Genomic DNA, 18322 nt, shown 5'->3' with positions numbered 1-18322 from the left:
CTGTGTTGACATCATATCAAAAATAAAGGGTCTCATTCTATAATGAGACCCTTTATTTTTGATCTTTATTCGATCGTTAAAATCGAATACTTCACTTCAACTTAGATATTATTTTAAGTTAAGGACAACTGGACAGTGATCAGAATGTACCGCCTGATTTAATATTGTAGCGGATTCAATTCTATCTGCTAAAGCAGTTGATACCATATTATAATCAATACGCCAACCCAAATTTCTAGCACGTGCTCCTGCGCGATAACTCCACCAGCTGTAGTGATGCGGATCTGGATTTAAGTGACGGAAAGAGTCAATATAACCTGAGTTTATAAAATTTTCCATCCATTCTCTTTCTTCTGGTAAAAAACCTGAAGAGTTAGCATTTGACTTCGGATTGTGAATATCAATAGGACGGTGACAGATATTATAATCTCCGCACACAATCAAATTTGGTCTCTCTAATAAAAGCTGATTGGAGTAATTCTGAAAATCAGCTAAAAATCGATATTTAAAATCTTGACGAGTATCACCAGTAGTGCCAGATGGAAAATAGGTACTCATAATAGATAAATCATCAAAATCGGCACGAATGATTCGTCCCTCAAAATCATAATCTTCATGTCCACAACCGTATTCAACATGTTTAGGTGTTATTCGAGTAAATATAGCCGTTCCACTATATCCTTTTTTCTGAGCAGGATACCAGTAATGTTCATATCCTAACTGCTCTAATAACGCTATTTCAGGGATCTGATCTGGAGTAGCTTTTATTTCTTGCAAGCAGACAACATCTGCATTGACTTCTTTTAACCAACCTAGCCAATCTTTTTTAATCGCTGCACGCAGACCATTCACATTATATGTAACTATTTTCAAAGCAAAAATCTATTTGGAAATTAATAATCAGAAGAAGAAAACATATCAGCAATCTTAGTGAATAAACCATTTTTAGGTTTTAATCCTTTTAATTCACGTTCCAAATTAATTGCTTCTCTCTTCGTCAATAACTTAACATACATTCGTTCGTCCGTTATAGGGCGATCATTTTTGTCCGTCTTCACATCAGCAATCGCATCAATCACTTCTATTCCATTGATCAACTCGCCAAATACAGTATAATTGCCATCTAAGTGTGGTGTTCCCCCTACTGTTGTATAGGCAGCACGTTGTGCTTCCGTAAATTTGACACCTTTCATTCGCAAAGTTTCTAAACTATCCAAACCTGCATTTGTAAACTTTTTCCCTTGGACAATATAGAATTGTGATGCTGAAGAAGCTTTTGCAGGATTATCATCACGTGCAGCTCCTAGAGTTCCTTTTTTATGAAATAATCCTGATTGAATTTCAGAAGGAATGGTATAACTTGGCCCACCTTCTCCCAGTTGTTGACCTGGCTTTGCATTTTTAGAATCAGGATCCCCCCCCTGAATCATAAAATTATGTATCACCCGATGAAAAAGCAAGCTATCAAAATAATTTTCCTTCACCAATTTGATAAAATTGTCCCGGTGTTTAGGTGTCTCATTATAAAGCTTCAAAACAACTGTCCCTTTACCCGTTTGGATACGCACATATTTATAAGCAGGCTTCGCTGCAAATAGTGCGATCGATAAAGCACAAAAAAATACACTTAAAATAATCCTTTTCATTATAATCTATTAAATGACGTTTAGCTCTTGGAAATAATCTATGATCAAAGACTTGATGATCAACTCCTGTTCTAATAAAGTATAATTAGGAATTGGTTTAACTAGCTCCCAATGTGGCCAACCTTGTTCATCCAATCCTTTAAGTTCATAAAAGCCCATCGCGCTAAAAAGACGGCAATTTGCGATATGCATCAATTCCTCTTTTTCTCTCTTCGAAAAAGTCTGCGGACCTTTCCCTAATTCCTGGACACCAATCAAAAATAAAAATACTTTTAAATCGGGTAAATCCATATCAAATGATTGAGCAATCTCATGTTGCAAAATCACCCATTTTTTATTTACTTCTGACGCATTCATATAAATACAACTATAGATATAGACACAAACTTAGATAAATTGTATTTTATATACTAATATATCCAGAGTGAATATGAAACATAGTACATTCAGATTATTAAATTTCATGTACAACACCTGACACTTCTCAAGTGTGTAATCTATCTACTAACTTGAAAATAGTACTGAGAGATTTTAAAAGATCTGAAAAACTACCTCCATTCTTGAATTAATTCTTTACATCGGGTTTCGATCATCTGGTAGACAGGTTCAAATAAACGTTCGTCAAAATACGGATCTGGTACAATATCATCAACTAAAAATAAGGATACTTTCTCCTTTTCTTCTTTTGACGATGCTTGTGCCACTACATCTTTATAGTTTTGATGATCCATTACTAGGATATGATCATATATTTCAAATAGACTAGGCTTAAAGTGCATCGCTTTTTGTTGTGAAATATCTACTTTGTATTTTTGAGCAACAGCAATAGATCTATGATCTGGACTTTGACCAACATGCCAATCTCCGGTACCAGCAGACTCAATTGTCCAATCCAATCCTTCCTCTTCTGCTAAATGATTTAAAATACCATGTGCCAATGGCGAACGACAAATATTACCTAAACAAACCATTAAAATTTTCATGCCTAAAAATAGTGATAATATTGAGAGTACACACCCATATTAAAGTAAAAAAGGTGATTTCGAAATCGAAATCACCTTCATAACCAACCTAAATATTTTTAATATTCGATAGGAACATTGATCACTACTGTACTTCCTCGTTCTGGAACACCTTTTAAGCTAACAATATTACGCTTTGTTTTAGCTAATGCTGCCTCAATCTCGTCAACATTATTAACAGGTACACCATTCACTTCAGTAATTACTAGTCCTCTCTCTACTCCAAAATATTCAAAAACTCCACCTTTATTAACTTGTGTCACGACAACGCCTGAATTAACACCCAGTTCTTTTTTCTTTTCAGAAGAAGCAGGTAGGAAACTTGCTCCTAATTTATTATAGATTTCTGTAGCACTTTTACTTGACTTTCCTGCTTCTGCAGCTTTGTTTACCTCTTCTCCCTTTAAGGTCACCGTTACTTCTCGCTCTTTACCATCACGCTTGAAAGTCAATTTTACTTTATCTCCTGGACGTAATCGACCAATAGTTTCTTGTAAAACTGGAGAAGAAGTGATTACTCTACCATTGATCTTTGTAATTAGATCGGCCTTCTGAATTCCTGCAGATTCTGCTGCGCCGCCTTTAACGACATCCTGAACATATAATCCATTGACATCTGTAAAGCCTTTTTCTTTTGCTAATTCAGGATTAATTTCTGTAAAAGTAATACCAATATATCCACGTTTCACATTTCCGAATTCTTTAAAATCGTCAACGATTTTTTTAACTAGATTTACTGGTATTGCAAACCCGTATCCAGCATACACTCCCGTTGGGGAAGCTATTGCAGAATTAATACCTATTAATTCGCCTTGAGCGTTTACAAGTGCACCACCACTATTTCCTCTGTTGATAACGGCATCTGTTTGAATAAATGATTCAATTGAAGAATTAGCGACCGGCTGTTCTTGACCTCCATAACCACGAGGTTGTTGTTGGCTTTCTCCTAATATACCGATCTGACGGCCTTTAGCACTCACAATACCTGCAGTTACTGTAGATTGTAAGCCCAGAGGATATCCAACTGCCAATACCCATTCTCCAATATTGACGTTATCTGAATTACCCAATTTTACGACAGGCAATCCCTTAGCGGTTACTTTTAAAAGTGCTAAATCGGTATTTGGATCACGACCAATTACTTTAGCTTCAAAGGAACGTTTATCCGTAAGAACAACCTCAATTTTATCTGCATCTTCCACAACGTGGTTATTGGTTACGATATATCCATCTTCCGTTATGATTACCCCAGAGCCTGAGGCCTGTACAGGTTGTGCTTGTCTTTGTTGACGACCACGTCCTTGTGGTGTTCCAAAAAACTCTTCAAACATATCAAACGGCGAACCTGATCCTCCTCCTTGAGATGCTTGTCTTGTATATGTTGTCTTGATATGAACAACGCCTGGAGACACAATTGCAGCTGCTTGTGTAAAATCTGGATTTCCTGTTGAAGAAATCACTCCAGTTGGGTTGTTCGCAAAATATACCTTTTGTTTGTCTTCGATAGACATTCCTTCAAACTTTTTACTTTCAAAAAGCTTATACCCCCCAAGGGCTACGGCTCCTCCGAAGACTGCTGTTAATAAAGTTAAACCTACTTTGTTCATAAACTATAGCTTCTAAAATTTTTATTAAATATGATATTCTAAACTCAATATTTACCCCGAAAAACTATTCTACATAAATATAGTAGTTCCTTTTCAAATGTAATACCATTTCAAATTTCTCTGCTAATTAGGCACGTTAAAAAATGTTAATTGGAGTCTTTAAAACATCGTTTTAACAAAACTTAACTTTCGTTATGTTATATGTAACAGAAAAGTTAATTTTGCTAGATAGAATCACTCAAATGGAATCAAAAATTAAATTTTCAAAATATCAAGGCGCTGGCAATGACTTCATTCTAATCGACAATAGAAATCTGCATTTCGATAGCAAAAATGAAGATTTAATCCATAAGCTTTGCGACCGAAGATTTGGTATTGGCGCAGATGGTCTCATGTTATTGCAAGAAAAAGAAAATTTTGATTTTGAGATGATTTATTATAACGCCGACGGAAGACAAGGCACAATGTGTGGTAATGGAGGACGTTGTATTGTAGCTTATGCAAGAGATTTAGGAATCATTCGTGACAACACTGCCTTTTTGGCAGTTGACGGCATTCACAAAGCGAACTTAGACGATAAATTAATTGACCTTCAAATGATTGATGTTCATGAGATAAATCGTGATGGAGATGCTTATGTCATCAATACAGGCTCACCTCACTATATTATATTTGAAAATAACCTTTCTGATTTAGATGTTTTCAGTGCTGGTTATAAAATTCGGAACAATACCACCTATAAAGATGAAGGCATTAATGTGAACTTTATTGAAAAAGAAGGTGAATCGGGTTATTTCTTACGTACATTTGAACGAGGTGTAGAAGATGAAACTTTTGCTTGTGGTACTGGAGCAACAGCTGCAGCAATGACAATAGCATTACATGAAAATAGAAATGGACAGATAACCATACCCATTCGCGTGTTAGGAGGACAATTATACATCTCATTTTTTAAAGAAGATTTCACTTTTACCGAAGTTTACTTAAAAGGCCCTGCAACATTTGTTTTTGAGGGAACAATTTAATTCGAGGATTATAATTGTACCTGCATCAAAATCAATATCACTGAATGGGCATAAACAAAATCGCTGTTTATGCCCATTCAGTATAAATTATTAACAAATATTAGCCACATCATATAGATTAATCTGTATATTAGAAACCTTTTTAGAGGGTACGAATATATTTAATGCAACAAACAAAGTTATCTTCATCATACCGAATTGTTTATTCCATCTGTGAACATCCCTATTTGGGTTATTTAATTGAGCCGCATGCGGTCAAGTTAAATCCCAATGGATCTTATTCACTTCGATATAAACGCGTATTTAGCAATACGGTAAATGAATATGCTCAAGCTGTTGAGGAATTGGACTATAAATTAATTCGTTTACTTGACCAGATCGAGCAAACTAGCCTCATCAAAAAGCATCATAACAAAGTTATTAGACCCGTTGATTTCTTCTCAAAGGTATTTGACAAAAATCTGTATGAAGTCTTGAGAACAAAAATTGATCAGGTACTTATTCAATTTTTTGAAATTGTAGGAGAAAAACCGATCTTCTTAATGAGTAAAGATGGTTATCCTGCTGATCAAAAAGTTCAGATTGCTTCGCAGCCTGCTTCAGTTCTTTTTCATTTTAGAAGAACTGAAGAAGAAACACGATACTTTCCAACCATTAAGTATGAAGACCATCGCATGGAGTTCATGTTCAAGAATGCCCAAGTAATCGTCAATGAACAAGCTTGGATGCTACTGAACAATACACTATTCCACTTCGATCAACAATTAGAGGGAAAGAAACTGAGTCCATTTTTAAACAAAAGATTCATATCCGTATCACGCAGTACAGAGAAAAAATATTTTGAAACATTTGTCTGTAGCTTGATAGAAAAGTATCACGTCTACGCGGAGGGTTTTGAAATAAAAAACCATCAACATAATGCCAATCCAATATTGAAGTTAAATTATCATGAAGAAGGTGATTATCATGTACAGTTACAATTTCAATATGGTCCGTATATATTTTCTTCAGGTAAAGATAATAAAGTCAATGTACGAATGGAGTACAATGAAGAACAAGATCTTTATACCTTTCACCGTATCAAGCGATCTGTTGTCTGGGAAGAAAAACAAGCGCAGATTATAACTGATCTTGGGCTAGAGAGAACCCACCAATATTCGAATGATTTAATACCAAAAGAAATACTGGGAAAGCGATCGTCTATTTTTGACTGGATAAGTCAAAATGATACGGTTTTGAAAGAGAAAGGGTTTGAAATTATACAAGATCTAGCTGAAAAGAGGTTTTTCATTGGTCAGACCTCTATTGATATTTCAATCAATGAAGACAACGACTGGTTTGATATTAAAGCAATTGCAAAATTTGGTCCTTTTGAAATTCCTTTTATTCAATTGAGACATCATATTCTTCATAATATTAAAGAATTTACTTTACCAAACGGAGAAATAGCGATGATCCCCGAAGAGTGGTTTGCACAATACAATCACTTGTTTCAATTTTCTAAAGATAAAAATGAATTAAAATTAAATAAAATTCATCTTGGTCTTTTATTGGAAATTAATGAGCATACCGAACTTACCTTCAGTCGCAAATTAAAAAAGTTAGCTGAATTTGAAGAAATTGCGAATGCACCTCTACCCAAAAATTTCTTAGGGCAATTGCGTCCTTATCAACAAGCGGGATACAATTGGTTTAATTTTCTGCAACAATATAAATTTGGGGGATGTCTTGCAGATGATATGGGTCTAGGGAAAACTGTTCAGACATTAGCCCTATTACAGCGTCAAAAAGAAATCCTGACAACAGAACATGCTGTTAAAACTTCACTATTAATTTTACCGACCTCACTTATTTATAACTGGCAAAATGAGGCAAACAAATTTGCTCCAGATTTACAGATATATCTACATACTGGTAATAATAGAATAAAAAACCCAGAATTACTCACCTCTTATGATTTGGTCATTACCACCTATGGCATTACCCGTATTGATGAGGAATTCTTAAGTCAATTTTATTTTAACTACATCATTCTAGATGAAAGTCAAAATATAAAAAACCCAACATCAAAATCTTTTAAGGCAATTAAAAGCTTAAAAAGTCAACATAAACTCGCGTTAAGCGGAACTCCTGTAGAAAACTCCGTTTCTGATCTATGGACACAGATGCATTTTACAAATCCAGGTCTTTTGGGTAGTTACAATTATTTTCAAAAAGAATTTGTTCAGCCTATCGAAAAAAAGAAAGATGAAGAGAAGGCAAAAAGACTCCAAACGATCGTCAAACCATTTATCTTACGTCGAACTAAAGATCAGGTTGCAACAGAATTACCGCCGAAAACGGAGCAAGTACTCTACTGTGAAATGTCTGAAAAACAGCATGAACTTTATGAAAAAATAAAATCCGAGTATCGCAATGCAATTTTAGATAATCAACTTACAGGAAAAGCAAAATCTAATCAAATTGCGCTATTACAAGGTTTAATCAAATTACGACAACTGGCCAACCATCCTAAGATGGTCGATCAAGATTATACCGGCAATTCAGGAAAATTTGACACGGTCATTGAAACACTGGAAAAAGTGTTGCAAAATGGCAATAAAGTGTTAATATTTTCTCAGTTTGTAAAACAATTGAATATTTTCAAAAGCTATTTTGATAAAAAGAATATCAATTACGCATATTTAGATGGAAGTACTAAAAATAGAGATGAAGCTGTAAGTCAATTTAGAGAAGATAAAGATACCAAACTCTTTTTAATATCAATCAAAGCAGGTGGTGTTGGTCTCAATCTTATTGAAGCCGATTATGTATTTATTCTTGATCCTTGGTGGAACCCAGCTGTTGAACAACAAGCTGTAGATAGATCCCATCGTATTGGACAAACCAAGAATGTTTTTATCTATAAATTCATATCTAAAGATACTGTTGAAGAAAAAATACTTGCGATGCAAAATAGAAAGCGTTCTATTGCTCAAAGTCTAATCACGACTGAAGAAAGTTTTATCAAATCACTATCCGCAGAAGACATACAAGAGCTTCTCGGCTAATATCTAAAGCAGGGAGCCCTATGCAATGCATAGGGCTCCCTGCTTTTAATTTATATAAGATCTATTACTCTGCAGAAAAAGCTATTAGCGCTTTATCAACACGAGCAATAACCTCTTCTTTTCCTAACAATGAAACAATTTGAAATACATCTGGTCCAAATTTACCTCCTACCAACATAATCCGGAAAGGCATCATCAATTCCCCCATTTTCATCCCTGAAGCTTGAATTGCCCCTTTAAAGAATGTCTCCAAAACTGAAGCATCCCAAGAGTCAAATTTAGAAAATTCGACATTAACTTCTTGAAAGAAAGTCGTTTTCTCCACAGACCACTTCGGCTTGACAGCTGTTAAATCATAATTATCAGGCTGTACAAAGAAAAATGATGCTTGCTCCCAAAAATCAGAAATAAAGGTTAAGCGTTCTTTTACGATGCTCAAAACTTCGGAAATATAGTGATCCGAAACATTTTCAACTTGATGTGTTGCCAATACATCTTTAATCTGCGGTAGTAAAGCTTCATTTGATGTTTTCTTAATCCATTCATGATTGAACCATTTAGCTTTTTCAAAGTCAAATTTAGCCCCAGCTTTGCTTATACGCTCAACCGAGAACTTTTCAATCAATTCCTCTAATGAGAAAAGTTCCTGCTCAGTTCCATCGTTCCATCCAAGTACTCCCAACATATTGACAAAAGCTTCTGGTAAAAATCCCATTTCGCGAAATCCTTTTGTCACTGTATCAGATTGAGCATCTTTCCAATTCATGGCATACACTGGGAACCCTAATCGATCTCCATCGCGTTTACTCAATTTACCATTTCCATCAGGTTTTAAAATTAGGGGTAAATGTGCCCATTTGGGCATGTATTCATTCCATCCTAAATATTCCCAAAGCAGAATATGTATTGGAGCGGAAGGCAACCATTCTTCGCCACGAAAAACATGGGAAATCTCCATTGCTTTATCATCAACAACAACTGCTAAGTGATAGGTAGGCATACCATCAGCTTTTAATAGTACCTTATCATCAATCAGATTTGTATCAAAACTCACTTGACCACGAATCATATCTGTAAAAGAAACTGTTTCATCCGTAGGAACTTTAATACGAATAGTATGTGGAATACCTGCTGATAGCAACTCCTGAGTTTCCTCGTTCGATAGGCTTAATGAGTTTCTTAAATTTAATCTATTCTCTTGGCTATAGCGAAAATTTGGTTGATCTTTCCGTTGTTCCTCGAGCTCCGCTGCTGTATCAAAGGCATAATAGGCATATCCTTTCTCGATTAATTGCTCAGCAAATTGACGATAAGAAGGTTTACGTTCACTTTGACGATACGGTCCAAAAGGTCCTCCTTTTAATGGACTCTCATCTGGTGTCAAACCACACCAAGCTAAGCACTCATTAATATATTCTTCTGCTCCAGCAACAAAACGTGTCTGGTCTGTATCTTCAACACGCAAAATAAAATCACCTTGATGTTTGCGTGCGTACAAATAATTAAATAAAGCTGTACGAACTCCTCCAAGGTGTAACCCACCTGTAGGACTTGGTGCAAAGCGCACCCTTACTTTTCTTTCAGAACTCATGACACAAAATTACCACAAAATTTTCATTTCAATGAAACTATAACATTGATAACCACAATAAAATAATAAAACTAACAGTTTATCATTAGATATATGTTGTCGACAAAGATTAATTTCAATTAATTCCTTAATTTGCAAAAACAAGATTCCTCATTGGCTTATATGAATCCGTATCAATACAATCAACAACGTTGGAAATTTTTCTTACTTATATTCGCCGCAATTATTGCGGCAGCCTCTCTTTTGTATACCAATTATCTGGTCAAAAATCTATCTAAAGTAGAGCGTACAAAAGCAGAGGTGTGGGCTATGAGTACAAAAAGCATTATGACAATGCCTGATGTGGACGATGAATTTATTACGTTTGTCTATTCTGTAAGAGATAGCCTGGCTGTGCCAGCAATCATCACAGATGAAAAAGAAAATATTGTTTTCTGGAGAGATTTAGATTCCACTAAAACTAACATTAAAACCACTAGCAAAGACAGTACAAATCATCATTTGGAATATGATCCTCACTATTTTGAGAAGCAATTGAACTTTATGAAAAAAAGCCATGCTCCCATTATTTTAAAATTAGATAATGGAGCGAAATGGATGGTGTATTACAAAGATTCGTGGTTTCTTCAACAGCTCAGAGTATTTCCTTATATTCAACTATCGTTAATAGCCATTTTTCTGATAATTGGTTATACTGTATTCAATTCTATTCGAAAATCAGAACAAAATCTCGTTTGGGTGGGATTAACCAAAGAAGCCGCTCATCAATTAGGGACTCCAATATCTTCCTTAATGGGTTGGGTAGAATTGATCAAATTAAAATTTGATGCGGAAAACGATGAAACCCTAAACGAAATGGAAAATGACATCAAGCGACTCGAAATCGTTGCAGATCGGTTTTCTAAAATTGGGTCAACACCTGTTCTTCACAATGCGAATGTATATGAAGTGATTGCATCCTACATTCGGTATTTTAAAGTTAGAACAAGTGACAAAATTATCTTCGAGCTTGTAGGAGATAAACATGTCGAAGCAAAGCTCAATATTCCTCTTTTTGATTGGATTATTGAAAATTTATTAAAAAATGCAGTTAATGCAATTGCATCAGAAGGTAAAATAACTGTTAAAATATCCGAAAATATTGCGAAAGAGGAAATTTTTATTGACATTAGTGATACCGGCAAAGGAATTCCAAGATCAAATTTTGAAACGGTATTTCAACCAGGTTTCACTACTCGTAAACGTGGGTGGGGATTGGGGCTGAGTCTAACCAAAAGAATGGTACATTATCACCAAGGACATATTTTTGTAAAAGATTCTGAAATTGGTAAAGGAACAACATTTAGAATAATATTAAAAAGTAATCTAACATATGAACCCACTGAAATCTGATGAATACCCAGCGGTGTATTCCACGTACATTGAGACCGTAGTCGGCGATGTCATGGAAGTACTGGAAGAGCAAATTTTATCTTTTCCAGCGTTCCTCGATACCATACCCGAAGAAAAAGGCGATTATCGTTATGCTGAAGATAAATGGTCAATCAAAGAAGTTATTGGACATATTTTGGATAACGAACGGATCATGGCTTATCGTGCTCTGAGGTTTTCTCGAAATGATATGAAAGAACTTTTAGGATATGATCAAGAGTATTTTATCCAAAACTCCAGATATGGCGAACGTACATTAGCCTCCTTGAGTAAAGAATTTGTACATCTCAGAAAAGCAAATATGTTTCTTTTTGAAAATTTCAGTGAACCGGAATTGGAAAGAAAAGGAATGGCATCAGAAAGACTAACAAGTGTCAAAGCTTTATTATATGTTATTGCAGGACATTTGAATCACCATCGTATCATCATTCAAGAACGTTATTTTAATTCCAACAATGTCCATGATCTGGTTTCAGAATTACAGCACTGAACAAATAAATAGCATCCTTGATCAATATATGACAGGCTTGCTTGAAATTAAGGCTGTAGCGATTGACGATAATTCAATTACAGCAACAATGCCTGTCAATAATAAGACAAGACAACCATTTGGAATTTTACATGGAGGAGCTTCTGTAGTATTGGCAGAATCTATCGGTAGTATCGCTTCTAATCTAATTCTTGACCCCAATGTACAAAAGGGAGTTGGACTCGAAATTAATGCCAATCATTTACGTCCTGTAGCAACAGGATTCGTGACAGCTGTTTGTACTGCTGTACATATTGGAAAGCAAACACATATCTGGGATGTTCGCATCTCAGATGAATCTGGAAATCTCAATTGTATATCCAGATTAACGGTTGCCATTATACCAAAATAATTTTATTTTAAAAACAAATGGCTTCTTCAGTTGTCTTCGTATAAAGAAAACCAACTGAATTTGGTTTGCTAATATGGTTTTAAAAAAGGGAGGTTCGTACTAGGCATGAAACTCCCTTTTTCTATTAAAAATATTACTAAATAATCTCAAAATCCCCCTTTTTTATTTCCAATATTGAATTTATTTAATTAGTCTTGTAATGAAAAGAATTGATTTTTTATTATAAACCAATATCAATCGATTGTGTAAGCACATTTTGAATAGAGACAAAAAAAAATCAACATTTTCTAATTTTTAATCTAAAAAAACAATTAATTGATACTAAAAAAATGAATTCTCAACCAAATTCAGGAAAAACAGCATTTCGCCCCATGGCAATGTGTTGCGCCTTATTCTTCATTTTAGGATTTGTCACTTGGGCAAATGGAACTCTTATCCCATTCTTAAAGATTGCCTGTAATTTAGAAACAGATTTACAAGCCTTTTTTGTAACATTTGCTTCTTACATCGCTTACTTCTTTTTAGCAATCCCAAGTTCTTGGATTTTGAAAAAAATTGGCTTCAAAAATGGTCTTGTTCTTAGTTTAGTTCTTCTTGGCGTAGGCTCTCTAATTTTTATACCAGCAGCTGATAGCAGAAGCTATATTCTATTCTTAACAGGTATTTTTGTTCAAGGTTCAGCAATGGCATTACTTCAAACTGCTGTAAACCCCTATTTAAGTATCATTGGCCCAATTGATAGTGCAGCGCAAAGAATATCAATTGCTGGTTTCTTCAACAAATCAGCAGGTATCATTGTTCCCTTAATTTTCGGAACTCTATTCTTAAAAGATTCCTCTGCAGTCACAGCAAAACTAGAAGCTGCGGTTGATATGGACGCAAAAAATGCCATCTTAGATTCTTTACTACAACGTGTCCATACCCCTTATATCACACTAGCAGTCATATTTGTTCTATTTGCTATCGTTATTAAAATAACACATTTACCAGAAGTAGATGTTAACGCAGAAGAAGAACATACAGATGAACACGGTGCTGTTGTTATCAAAGAGAAGAAAACAAGCGTATTCCAATTCCCACATTTATTCCTAGGTTCATTAGCTATATTTTTCTGTGTTGCAGTAGAAGTAATGGCGGGTGATATTATTGGCGTTTATGCGAGAGAATTGAATATTCATGGAGCATTAGTTACCTATGCGACGACATTTACGTTGGGCTGCATGCTGTTAGGTTATATTGTTGGTATTATTGCTATACCAAAATTTGTTTCCCAACAATTAGCACTACGTATCTGTACCATGGTGGGTATTTTATTTACCGTTATTTCCGTATTTACTACAGGAATTACATCCTTTATATTTGTAGCCTTATTAGGTATTGCCAATTCATTGATGTGGCCAGCAATTTTTCCACTTGGTATTAAAGGTCTAGGTCGTTTCACTAAAACAGGTTCTGCGATTATGATTATGGGTATTGCAGGTGGAGCTATTTGGCCTTTAATATATGGTTATTTAAAAGACAATTTACATGTTGATTTTCAACATGCATTTCTTTATGCCATGGTTCCTGCTTATCTGTACATCTTATACTTTGCAACTAAAGGTCACAGAGTCGGGCAGAAATAAAAAATACTAATTACAATCAAATAGCGATTATTTCTTGAAAATAATCGCTATTTTCTTATACCCTAAATATGAAAAAATCGTTTTATTGTTTACTATTTGGTCTATTCATTTATGCCCAACTGGGCTATTCCCAAAGAATAAATGAGTTAAAAGACCCTAAAGCTCCTCAAACAACTGAAAAGTGGAACAATTTAAAAGAGAAAAGTAATTTCGCTTTTAGCACAGCTGATTACAGCTATTCTAAAACAAACCCGCCAACAGCAGAAACATGGAATAAATCATGGAATACAAAAGCTTGGAAGGGCGAGAAAATACATACACAATTGGTATTTTGGAGCAACCAAAATCATGATAAAATTGAAGTGAGTTCTTCATCTTTAAGAAATAGTGAAGCAAAAGAAATCGGAACAAAAGATATTGCCATTGGGTATATTTCTTATGTAATGACAGACCTCCCTGGAGATCTAACAAATGGTTGTGGTATCAGTAAAGTATTAGATTCGGCATTAGTTGCAGACCGTATTACTAATCAATCAACTTTTGAATATGATAAAAATACAACCAGACCCCTCTGGTTAAGTATACAAGTTCCCCGTGACGCGCAGGCGGGAATCTATAAAGGGTCACTTACACTAAAAGGTACAAATTATTATACAACTATTCCTTACACAGTAGAAGTATTGACACATGTACTGCCAGAAGCAAAAAATTGGGCTTATCACTTAGATCTTTGGCAAAACCCTTACTCTATTGCGAGACAACATGAAGTCGAGCTATGGTCTTCAGCACACTTCAGTGCTATGAAACCATATTATGAAAGGTTACGGGACGCTGGCCAAAAAAACATCACTGCAAGTATCATCAACGACCCTTGGAATGGACAAACTTATGATAAATACCAAGCTATGATCAAATGGACAAAAAAGAGGGATGGCTCTTGGTCATACGATTATAGCATTTTTGATAAATGGGTAAGTTTCATGCGTGAAATTGGTATTTCAGAATATATCAATTGTTATAGTATGATTCCATGGAATATGAATTTTCAATATTTTGATGAAACATCGGGTAAATACCAAATTCTCAAAGTTAAAACAGATGATCCAAAATATAGAGAACACTGGTTACCCTTATTAAAAGATTTTGCAAGGCACCTAAAACAAAAAGGATATTTTGAATGGACTACAATCGCAATGGATGAAAGACCACTTGAAGATATGAAACGCGCAATAGCAATCATTAAAGAAGCTGATCCACAGTTCAAATCATCCCTTGCAGGTGCATATCATCCTGAAATTTCAGATAATTTTGCAGATTATAGTATTACCTTAGGAGAAGATATGTCTCCTCAAATCTTAAAAGCCCGCAAAGAAAAAGGATTCAAAACAACTTTCTATACGTGCTGTTCTGAAATTTTCCCAAATACATTTACCAATTCTGGTTATCAAGAAGCAACTTGGTTAGCTTGGCACAGTTTGCAAAGAGGCTTTGATGGCTACCTAAGATGGGCATTTGATTGTTGGAATACAAATCCGAGTCAAGACACTCGTTATGGAACCTGGTTAGGTGGCGACACTTATTTTGTATATCCGAACAACATGACATCTATTCGTTTTGAAAAGTTAATTGAAGGTATTCAAGACGTTGAAAAAATAAGAATTTTAAGAGATCAATTGCCCCCTGCTCAATTAGAAAAGTTAAATAAAGCAATTGCAGGATTTACAAATAAAAATATTATTCAAAATGCAATTCCGAAGCAACTTAAAGAAGCTAAAGCAGTATTAAACAGCTTATAGAACGATGAAACAAAGACCGTTGAAATGATTTATCGGTCTTTGTTTTTTAAAATCAAAAATTCTTTATTCTGATTATTTACCAGTATTTTAGTGAAAATTAAACATTTTCAGAATGAAAAAATCTATTTTAACACTGTGTGCAGCAACGTTACTTACATTTAGTCTATCTTCGACTTCTTTTGCTCAAGTAAAACTACCACAAGCTAGTAGCACCACTTCCATCACACAAGGATTAGGAATTAAAAATCTATCACTTTCTTATCAAAGACCAAATATTAATGGACGTGTTATATTTGGTGGTTTAGTTCCTTATAATGAAGTTTGGAGGACTGGAGCAAACAACATTCCTGTTATTAAATTCGAAGAAGAAGTTACAATAGAAGGAAATAAAGTTCCTGCTGGTACATATGGTATCTTAACCATTCCTACTCAAGGAGAATGGACGATCATCCTCACTAAAAATAGTAATCAATGGGGAGCTTATACATACGATAAAAAAGACGATTTTCTCCGTTTTAATGTTAAGTCTACAAAACTTTCCAACAAAGTAGAAACATTTACCATGCAGTTTGAGAATGTAACGACTAATGCCGCGACATTATCATTAGCTTGGGAAAATACATATACCAAGTTTACGATAAAAGTAGATCAAACTAAAGAAATCTTAGCAAACATTGATGAAGCGATGAAAGGGGATAAAAAACCTTATCTACAAGCCGCACAATTTTATCTAACTAACAATCTTGATCTCAATAAAGCATTGGTTTGGGCTAATGAAGCTGAAAAGGGAAATCCTGAAGCTCCTTACATTCGTTATTGGAAGGCAAAGATCCAGTTAAAAGCTGGTGATAAAAAAGGTGCTATTGCTACTGCAAAAAAAGGACTAGAAATTGCTCAAAAAGAAAACAACACAGAATACGTTAAATTAAATACACAGGTTATTCAAGAAGCCAGTAAATAGGATTAAGTTATAAATGCCCTTTTTTTTGGAAAAAGGGCATTTATAATTCTTCTTTAAGTAATTCGGCCAATTCCTCATGCGTAATATTCATATTGACATTACCATCTTTAGCAAATGATATTTCACCTGTTTCCTCCGATACAATAACAGCAACAGCATCCGAAACCTCTGTTACTCCAATAGCAGCGCGATGGCGCAAGCCAAACTGCAAAGGTAGATCTTCGCTATCTGATAAAGGTAAAATACAAGAAGCTGACATAATTTTAAAATCTACAACAACAACAGCTCCATCATGTAAAGGGCTATTTTTATTAAAAATACTTTCTATTAAACGCTTAGAGATATGTGCATCAATATATTCACCACTGCTTTGGTAATATTCCTCATCAAAGTATTTTGAAAAGACTAATAAAGCACCTGTACGAGACTTCGACATACTACGACAAGATTCAATAATAGGTTTAAGATGTTCAGAATTATCTTTCGCAACAGTGCGTTTACTTACCAAAAATGACCATAAAATTTTCTTTCGTTTCATCGAGATATTCTTTCCGATATGCAATAAGAATCGCCGGATTTCTTGTTGAAAGACCACAATCAAAGCGATTGATCCCACAGAAATAAATCCACCAAATATCTCGGTCAACAAACGCATGTGCATTTGCTTAACAATAATATAGATACCGTAAAATAAAGCAACACCAATTAAAATGTTAACAGCGATGGTGCCACGGATTAAACTGTACACATAGTAAATAATAATCGCTACTAAAATAATATCGATGACATCCAATAAACGGAAACCTCTAAACAGACTATAATCAAATCCTTCCATATTAATGCAAGTTAAAAAAAATCAAATAAAGAATATGCTCTTTATCAAGCAAATTAGTGTTAATATAAGCATGCATTCAAATAGTTTTGTATTTTTACTTAAAAGATTGGAATAAACATGACCGCACTATCTGTAAACATCAATAAAATAGCTACTCTCCGTAATTCACGGGGAGGAAACAACCCAAATGTATTAGCTGCAGCTTTAGCCTGCGAACGCTTTGGTGCAAATGGAATCACTGTTCATCCAAGACCGGACGAACGTCATATTCGTTATACAGATGTTTTTGATTTGAAAGCCAATATTCAAACAGAATTAAACATCGAAGGCAATTGTCAAGAACAGAAATTTATTGACCTCGTCCTAGCCAACAAACCCGCACAAGTGACATTAGTACCAGATGTAGAGGGTCAGATTACTTCAAATCATGGGTGGGATACGATTAAACATAAGGCTTATTTAAGTGATATGTGTAAACTTTTTAAAGATCAGGGCATTCGAGTATCCATATTTGTTGACCCAGATGAAGATATGGTAGAGGCTGCTGCTGAAACAGGTACAGATCGAATTGAACTATATACCGAATCGTACGCACAAGCATTTTTAGAAGAAAGAGATGAAGCCATTAGACCTTATTTTCATGCAGCTTTAAAAGCTAGAGAAGTAGGATTAGGAATTAACGCCGGACACGATCTTGATTTAAACAATTTAACCTATTTTAATCAGCATATTCCAGGATTACTAGAAGTTAGCATTGGGCATGCACTTGTCGCAGACGCACTTTACCTTGGATTGGAGGAAACTATAAAAAGATACCTAAATGCATTGAAATAAAAAAGAAAGGGCTTTACA

General features: G+C 34.8%; 16 protein-coding genes. 9 read left to right on the top strand and 7 right to left on the bottom strand.

Annotation, left to right across the window (positions count from 1 at the left end):
• Positions 1 to 108: 108 nt before the first annotated feature.
• From B3P23_RS07875 to B3P23_RS07855, 5 genes are all read right to left on the bottom strand, one after another.
• On the bottom strand, positions 109 to 873 hold the full coding sequence (locus tag B3P23_RS07875) for an exodeoxyribonuclease III (protein WP_045752905.1): 765 nt from the start codon (positions 871 to 873) through the stop codon (positions 109 to 111).
• 20 nt (positions 874 to 893) lie between these two features.
• Positions 894 to 1646 carry a peptidylprolyl isomerase gene (locus B3P23_RS07870; RefSeq protein ID WP_293925304.1) on the bottom strand — a complete coding sequence of 251 codons (753 nt, stop codon included), beginning with the start codon at positions 1644 to 1646 and terminating at the stop codon, positions 894 to 896.
• 9 nt (positions 1647 to 1655) lie between these two features.
• On the bottom strand, positions 1656 to 2003 hold the full coding sequence (locus B3P23_RS07865) for a hypothetical protein (RefSeq protein ID WP_045752903.1): 348 nt from the start codon (positions 2001 to 2003) through the stop codon (positions 1656 to 1658).
• 191 nt (positions 2004 to 2194) lie between these two features.
• Complete coding sequence (locus tag B3P23_RS07860) at positions 2195 to 2629, bottom strand: low molecular weight protein-tyrosine-phosphatase (protein WP_094773190.1); 435 nt, start codon at positions 2627 to 2629, stop codon at positions 2195 to 2197.
• Between the two features lie 98 nt (positions 2630 to 2727).
• Positions 2728 to 4275, bottom strand: coding sequence for a Do family serine endopeptidase (locus tag B3P23_RS07855; RefSeq protein ID WP_260948111.1), 1548 nt, complete (start codon positions 4273 to 4275; stop codon positions 2728 to 2730).
• A 242-nt stretch (positions 4276 to 4517) separates the two neighbouring features.
• Here B3P23_RS07855 and dapF point away from each other — a divergent pair, with 242 nt between their 5' ends.
• Positions 4518 to 5300, top strand: coding sequence for a diaminopimelate epimerase (gene dapF / locus B3P23_RS07850; protein WP_094773320.1), 783 nt, complete (start codon positions 4518 to 4520; stop codon positions 5298 to 5300).
• A 164-nt stretch (positions 5301 to 5464) separates the two neighbouring features.
• Positions 5465 to 8350, top strand: a complete 2886-nt coding sequence (locus tag B3P23_RS07845; RefSeq protein ID WP_293925303.1) for a DEAD/DEAH box helicase — start codon at positions 5465 to 5467, stop codon at positions 8348 to 8350.
• Between the two features lie 64 nt (positions 8351 to 8414).
• On the opposite strand, the gene gltX is transcribed toward B3P23_RS07845, so the two are convergent.
• A complete protein-coding gene (gltX, locus tag B3P23_RS07840; protein WP_094773188.1) occupies positions 8415 to 9941 on the bottom strand; it encodes a glutamate--tRNA ligase in 1527 nt (508 codons plus the stop codon).
• 162 nt (positions 9942 to 10103) lie between these two features.
• On the opposite strand from gltX, the gene B3P23_RS07835 reads away from it, so the two are divergent.
• The 6 genes from B3P23_RS07835 (at position 10104) to B3P23_RS07810 (ending at position 16635) form a co-directional block, all read left to right on the top strand.
• On the top strand, positions 10104 to 11333 hold the full coding sequence (locus tag B3P23_RS07835; protein WP_045752897.1) for a sensor histidine kinase: 1230 nt from the start codon (positions 10104 to 10106) through the stop codon (positions 11331 to 11333).
• A complete protein-coding gene (locus B3P23_RS07830) occupies positions 11314 to 11862 on the top strand; it encodes a DinB family protein (protein ID WP_045752896.1) in 549 nt (182 codons plus the stop codon). The genes B3P23_RS07835 and B3P23_RS07830 overlap by 20 nt, the downstream gene beginning before the upstream one ends.
• A complete protein-coding gene (locus B3P23_RS07825) occupies positions 11834 to 12253 on the top strand; it encodes a hotdog fold thioesterase (protein WP_045752895.1) in 420 nt (139 codons plus the stop codon). Before B3P23_RS07830 ends, B3P23_RS07825 begins: the two co-directional genes overlap by 29 nt.
• Positions 12254 to 12582: 329 nt before the next feature.
• Positions 12583 to 13878 (top strand): sugar MFS transporter, encoded by a 1296-nt coding sequence (locus tag B3P23_RS07820; protein ID WP_248755511.1) that lies wholly within the window; start codon positions 12583 to 12585, stop codon positions 13876 to 13878.
• Positions 13879 to 13946: 68 nt separating this feature from the next.
• Entirely contained in the window at positions 13947 to 15674 is a 1728-nt protein-coding gene (locus B3P23_RS07815; RefSeq protein WP_293925302.1) for a DUF4091 domain-containing protein, read from the top strand.
• A 112-nt stretch (positions 15675 to 15786) separates the two neighbouring features.
• A complete protein-coding gene (locus B3P23_RS07810; RefSeq protein ID WP_293925301.1) occupies positions 15787 to 16635 on the top strand; it encodes a DUF2911 domain-containing protein in 849 nt (282 codons plus the stop codon).
• A gap of 40 nt (positions 16636 to 16675) precedes the next feature.
• Here the strand turns inward: B3P23_RS07810 and cdaA are convergent, their stop codons facing one another.
• Entirely contained in the window at positions 16676 to 17470 is a 795-nt protein-coding gene (gene cdaA / locus B3P23_RS07805) for a diadenylate cyclase CdaA (protein WP_045755791.1), read from the bottom strand.
• A gap of 117 nt (positions 17471 to 17587) precedes the next feature.
• Here cdaA and B3P23_RS07800 point away from each other — a divergent pair, with 117 nt between their 5' ends.
• A complete protein-coding gene (locus B3P23_RS07800) occupies positions 17588 to 18304 on the top strand; it encodes a pyridoxine 5'-phosphate synthase (RefSeq protein ID WP_045755792.1) in 717 nt (238 codons plus the stop codon).
• Positions 18305 to 18322: the final 18 nt, after the last annotated feature.

Origin of the sequence: Sphingobacterium sp. UBA6320, assembly GCF_002440335.1 — a bacterium.
Lineage (GTDB): Bacteria > Bacteroidota > Bacteroidia > Sphingobacteriales > Sphingobacteriaceae > Sphingobacterium.
The sequence above is the reverse complement of the archived record's forward strand: the minus strand, read 5'-3'. Positions and strand labels throughout refer to the sequence as shown.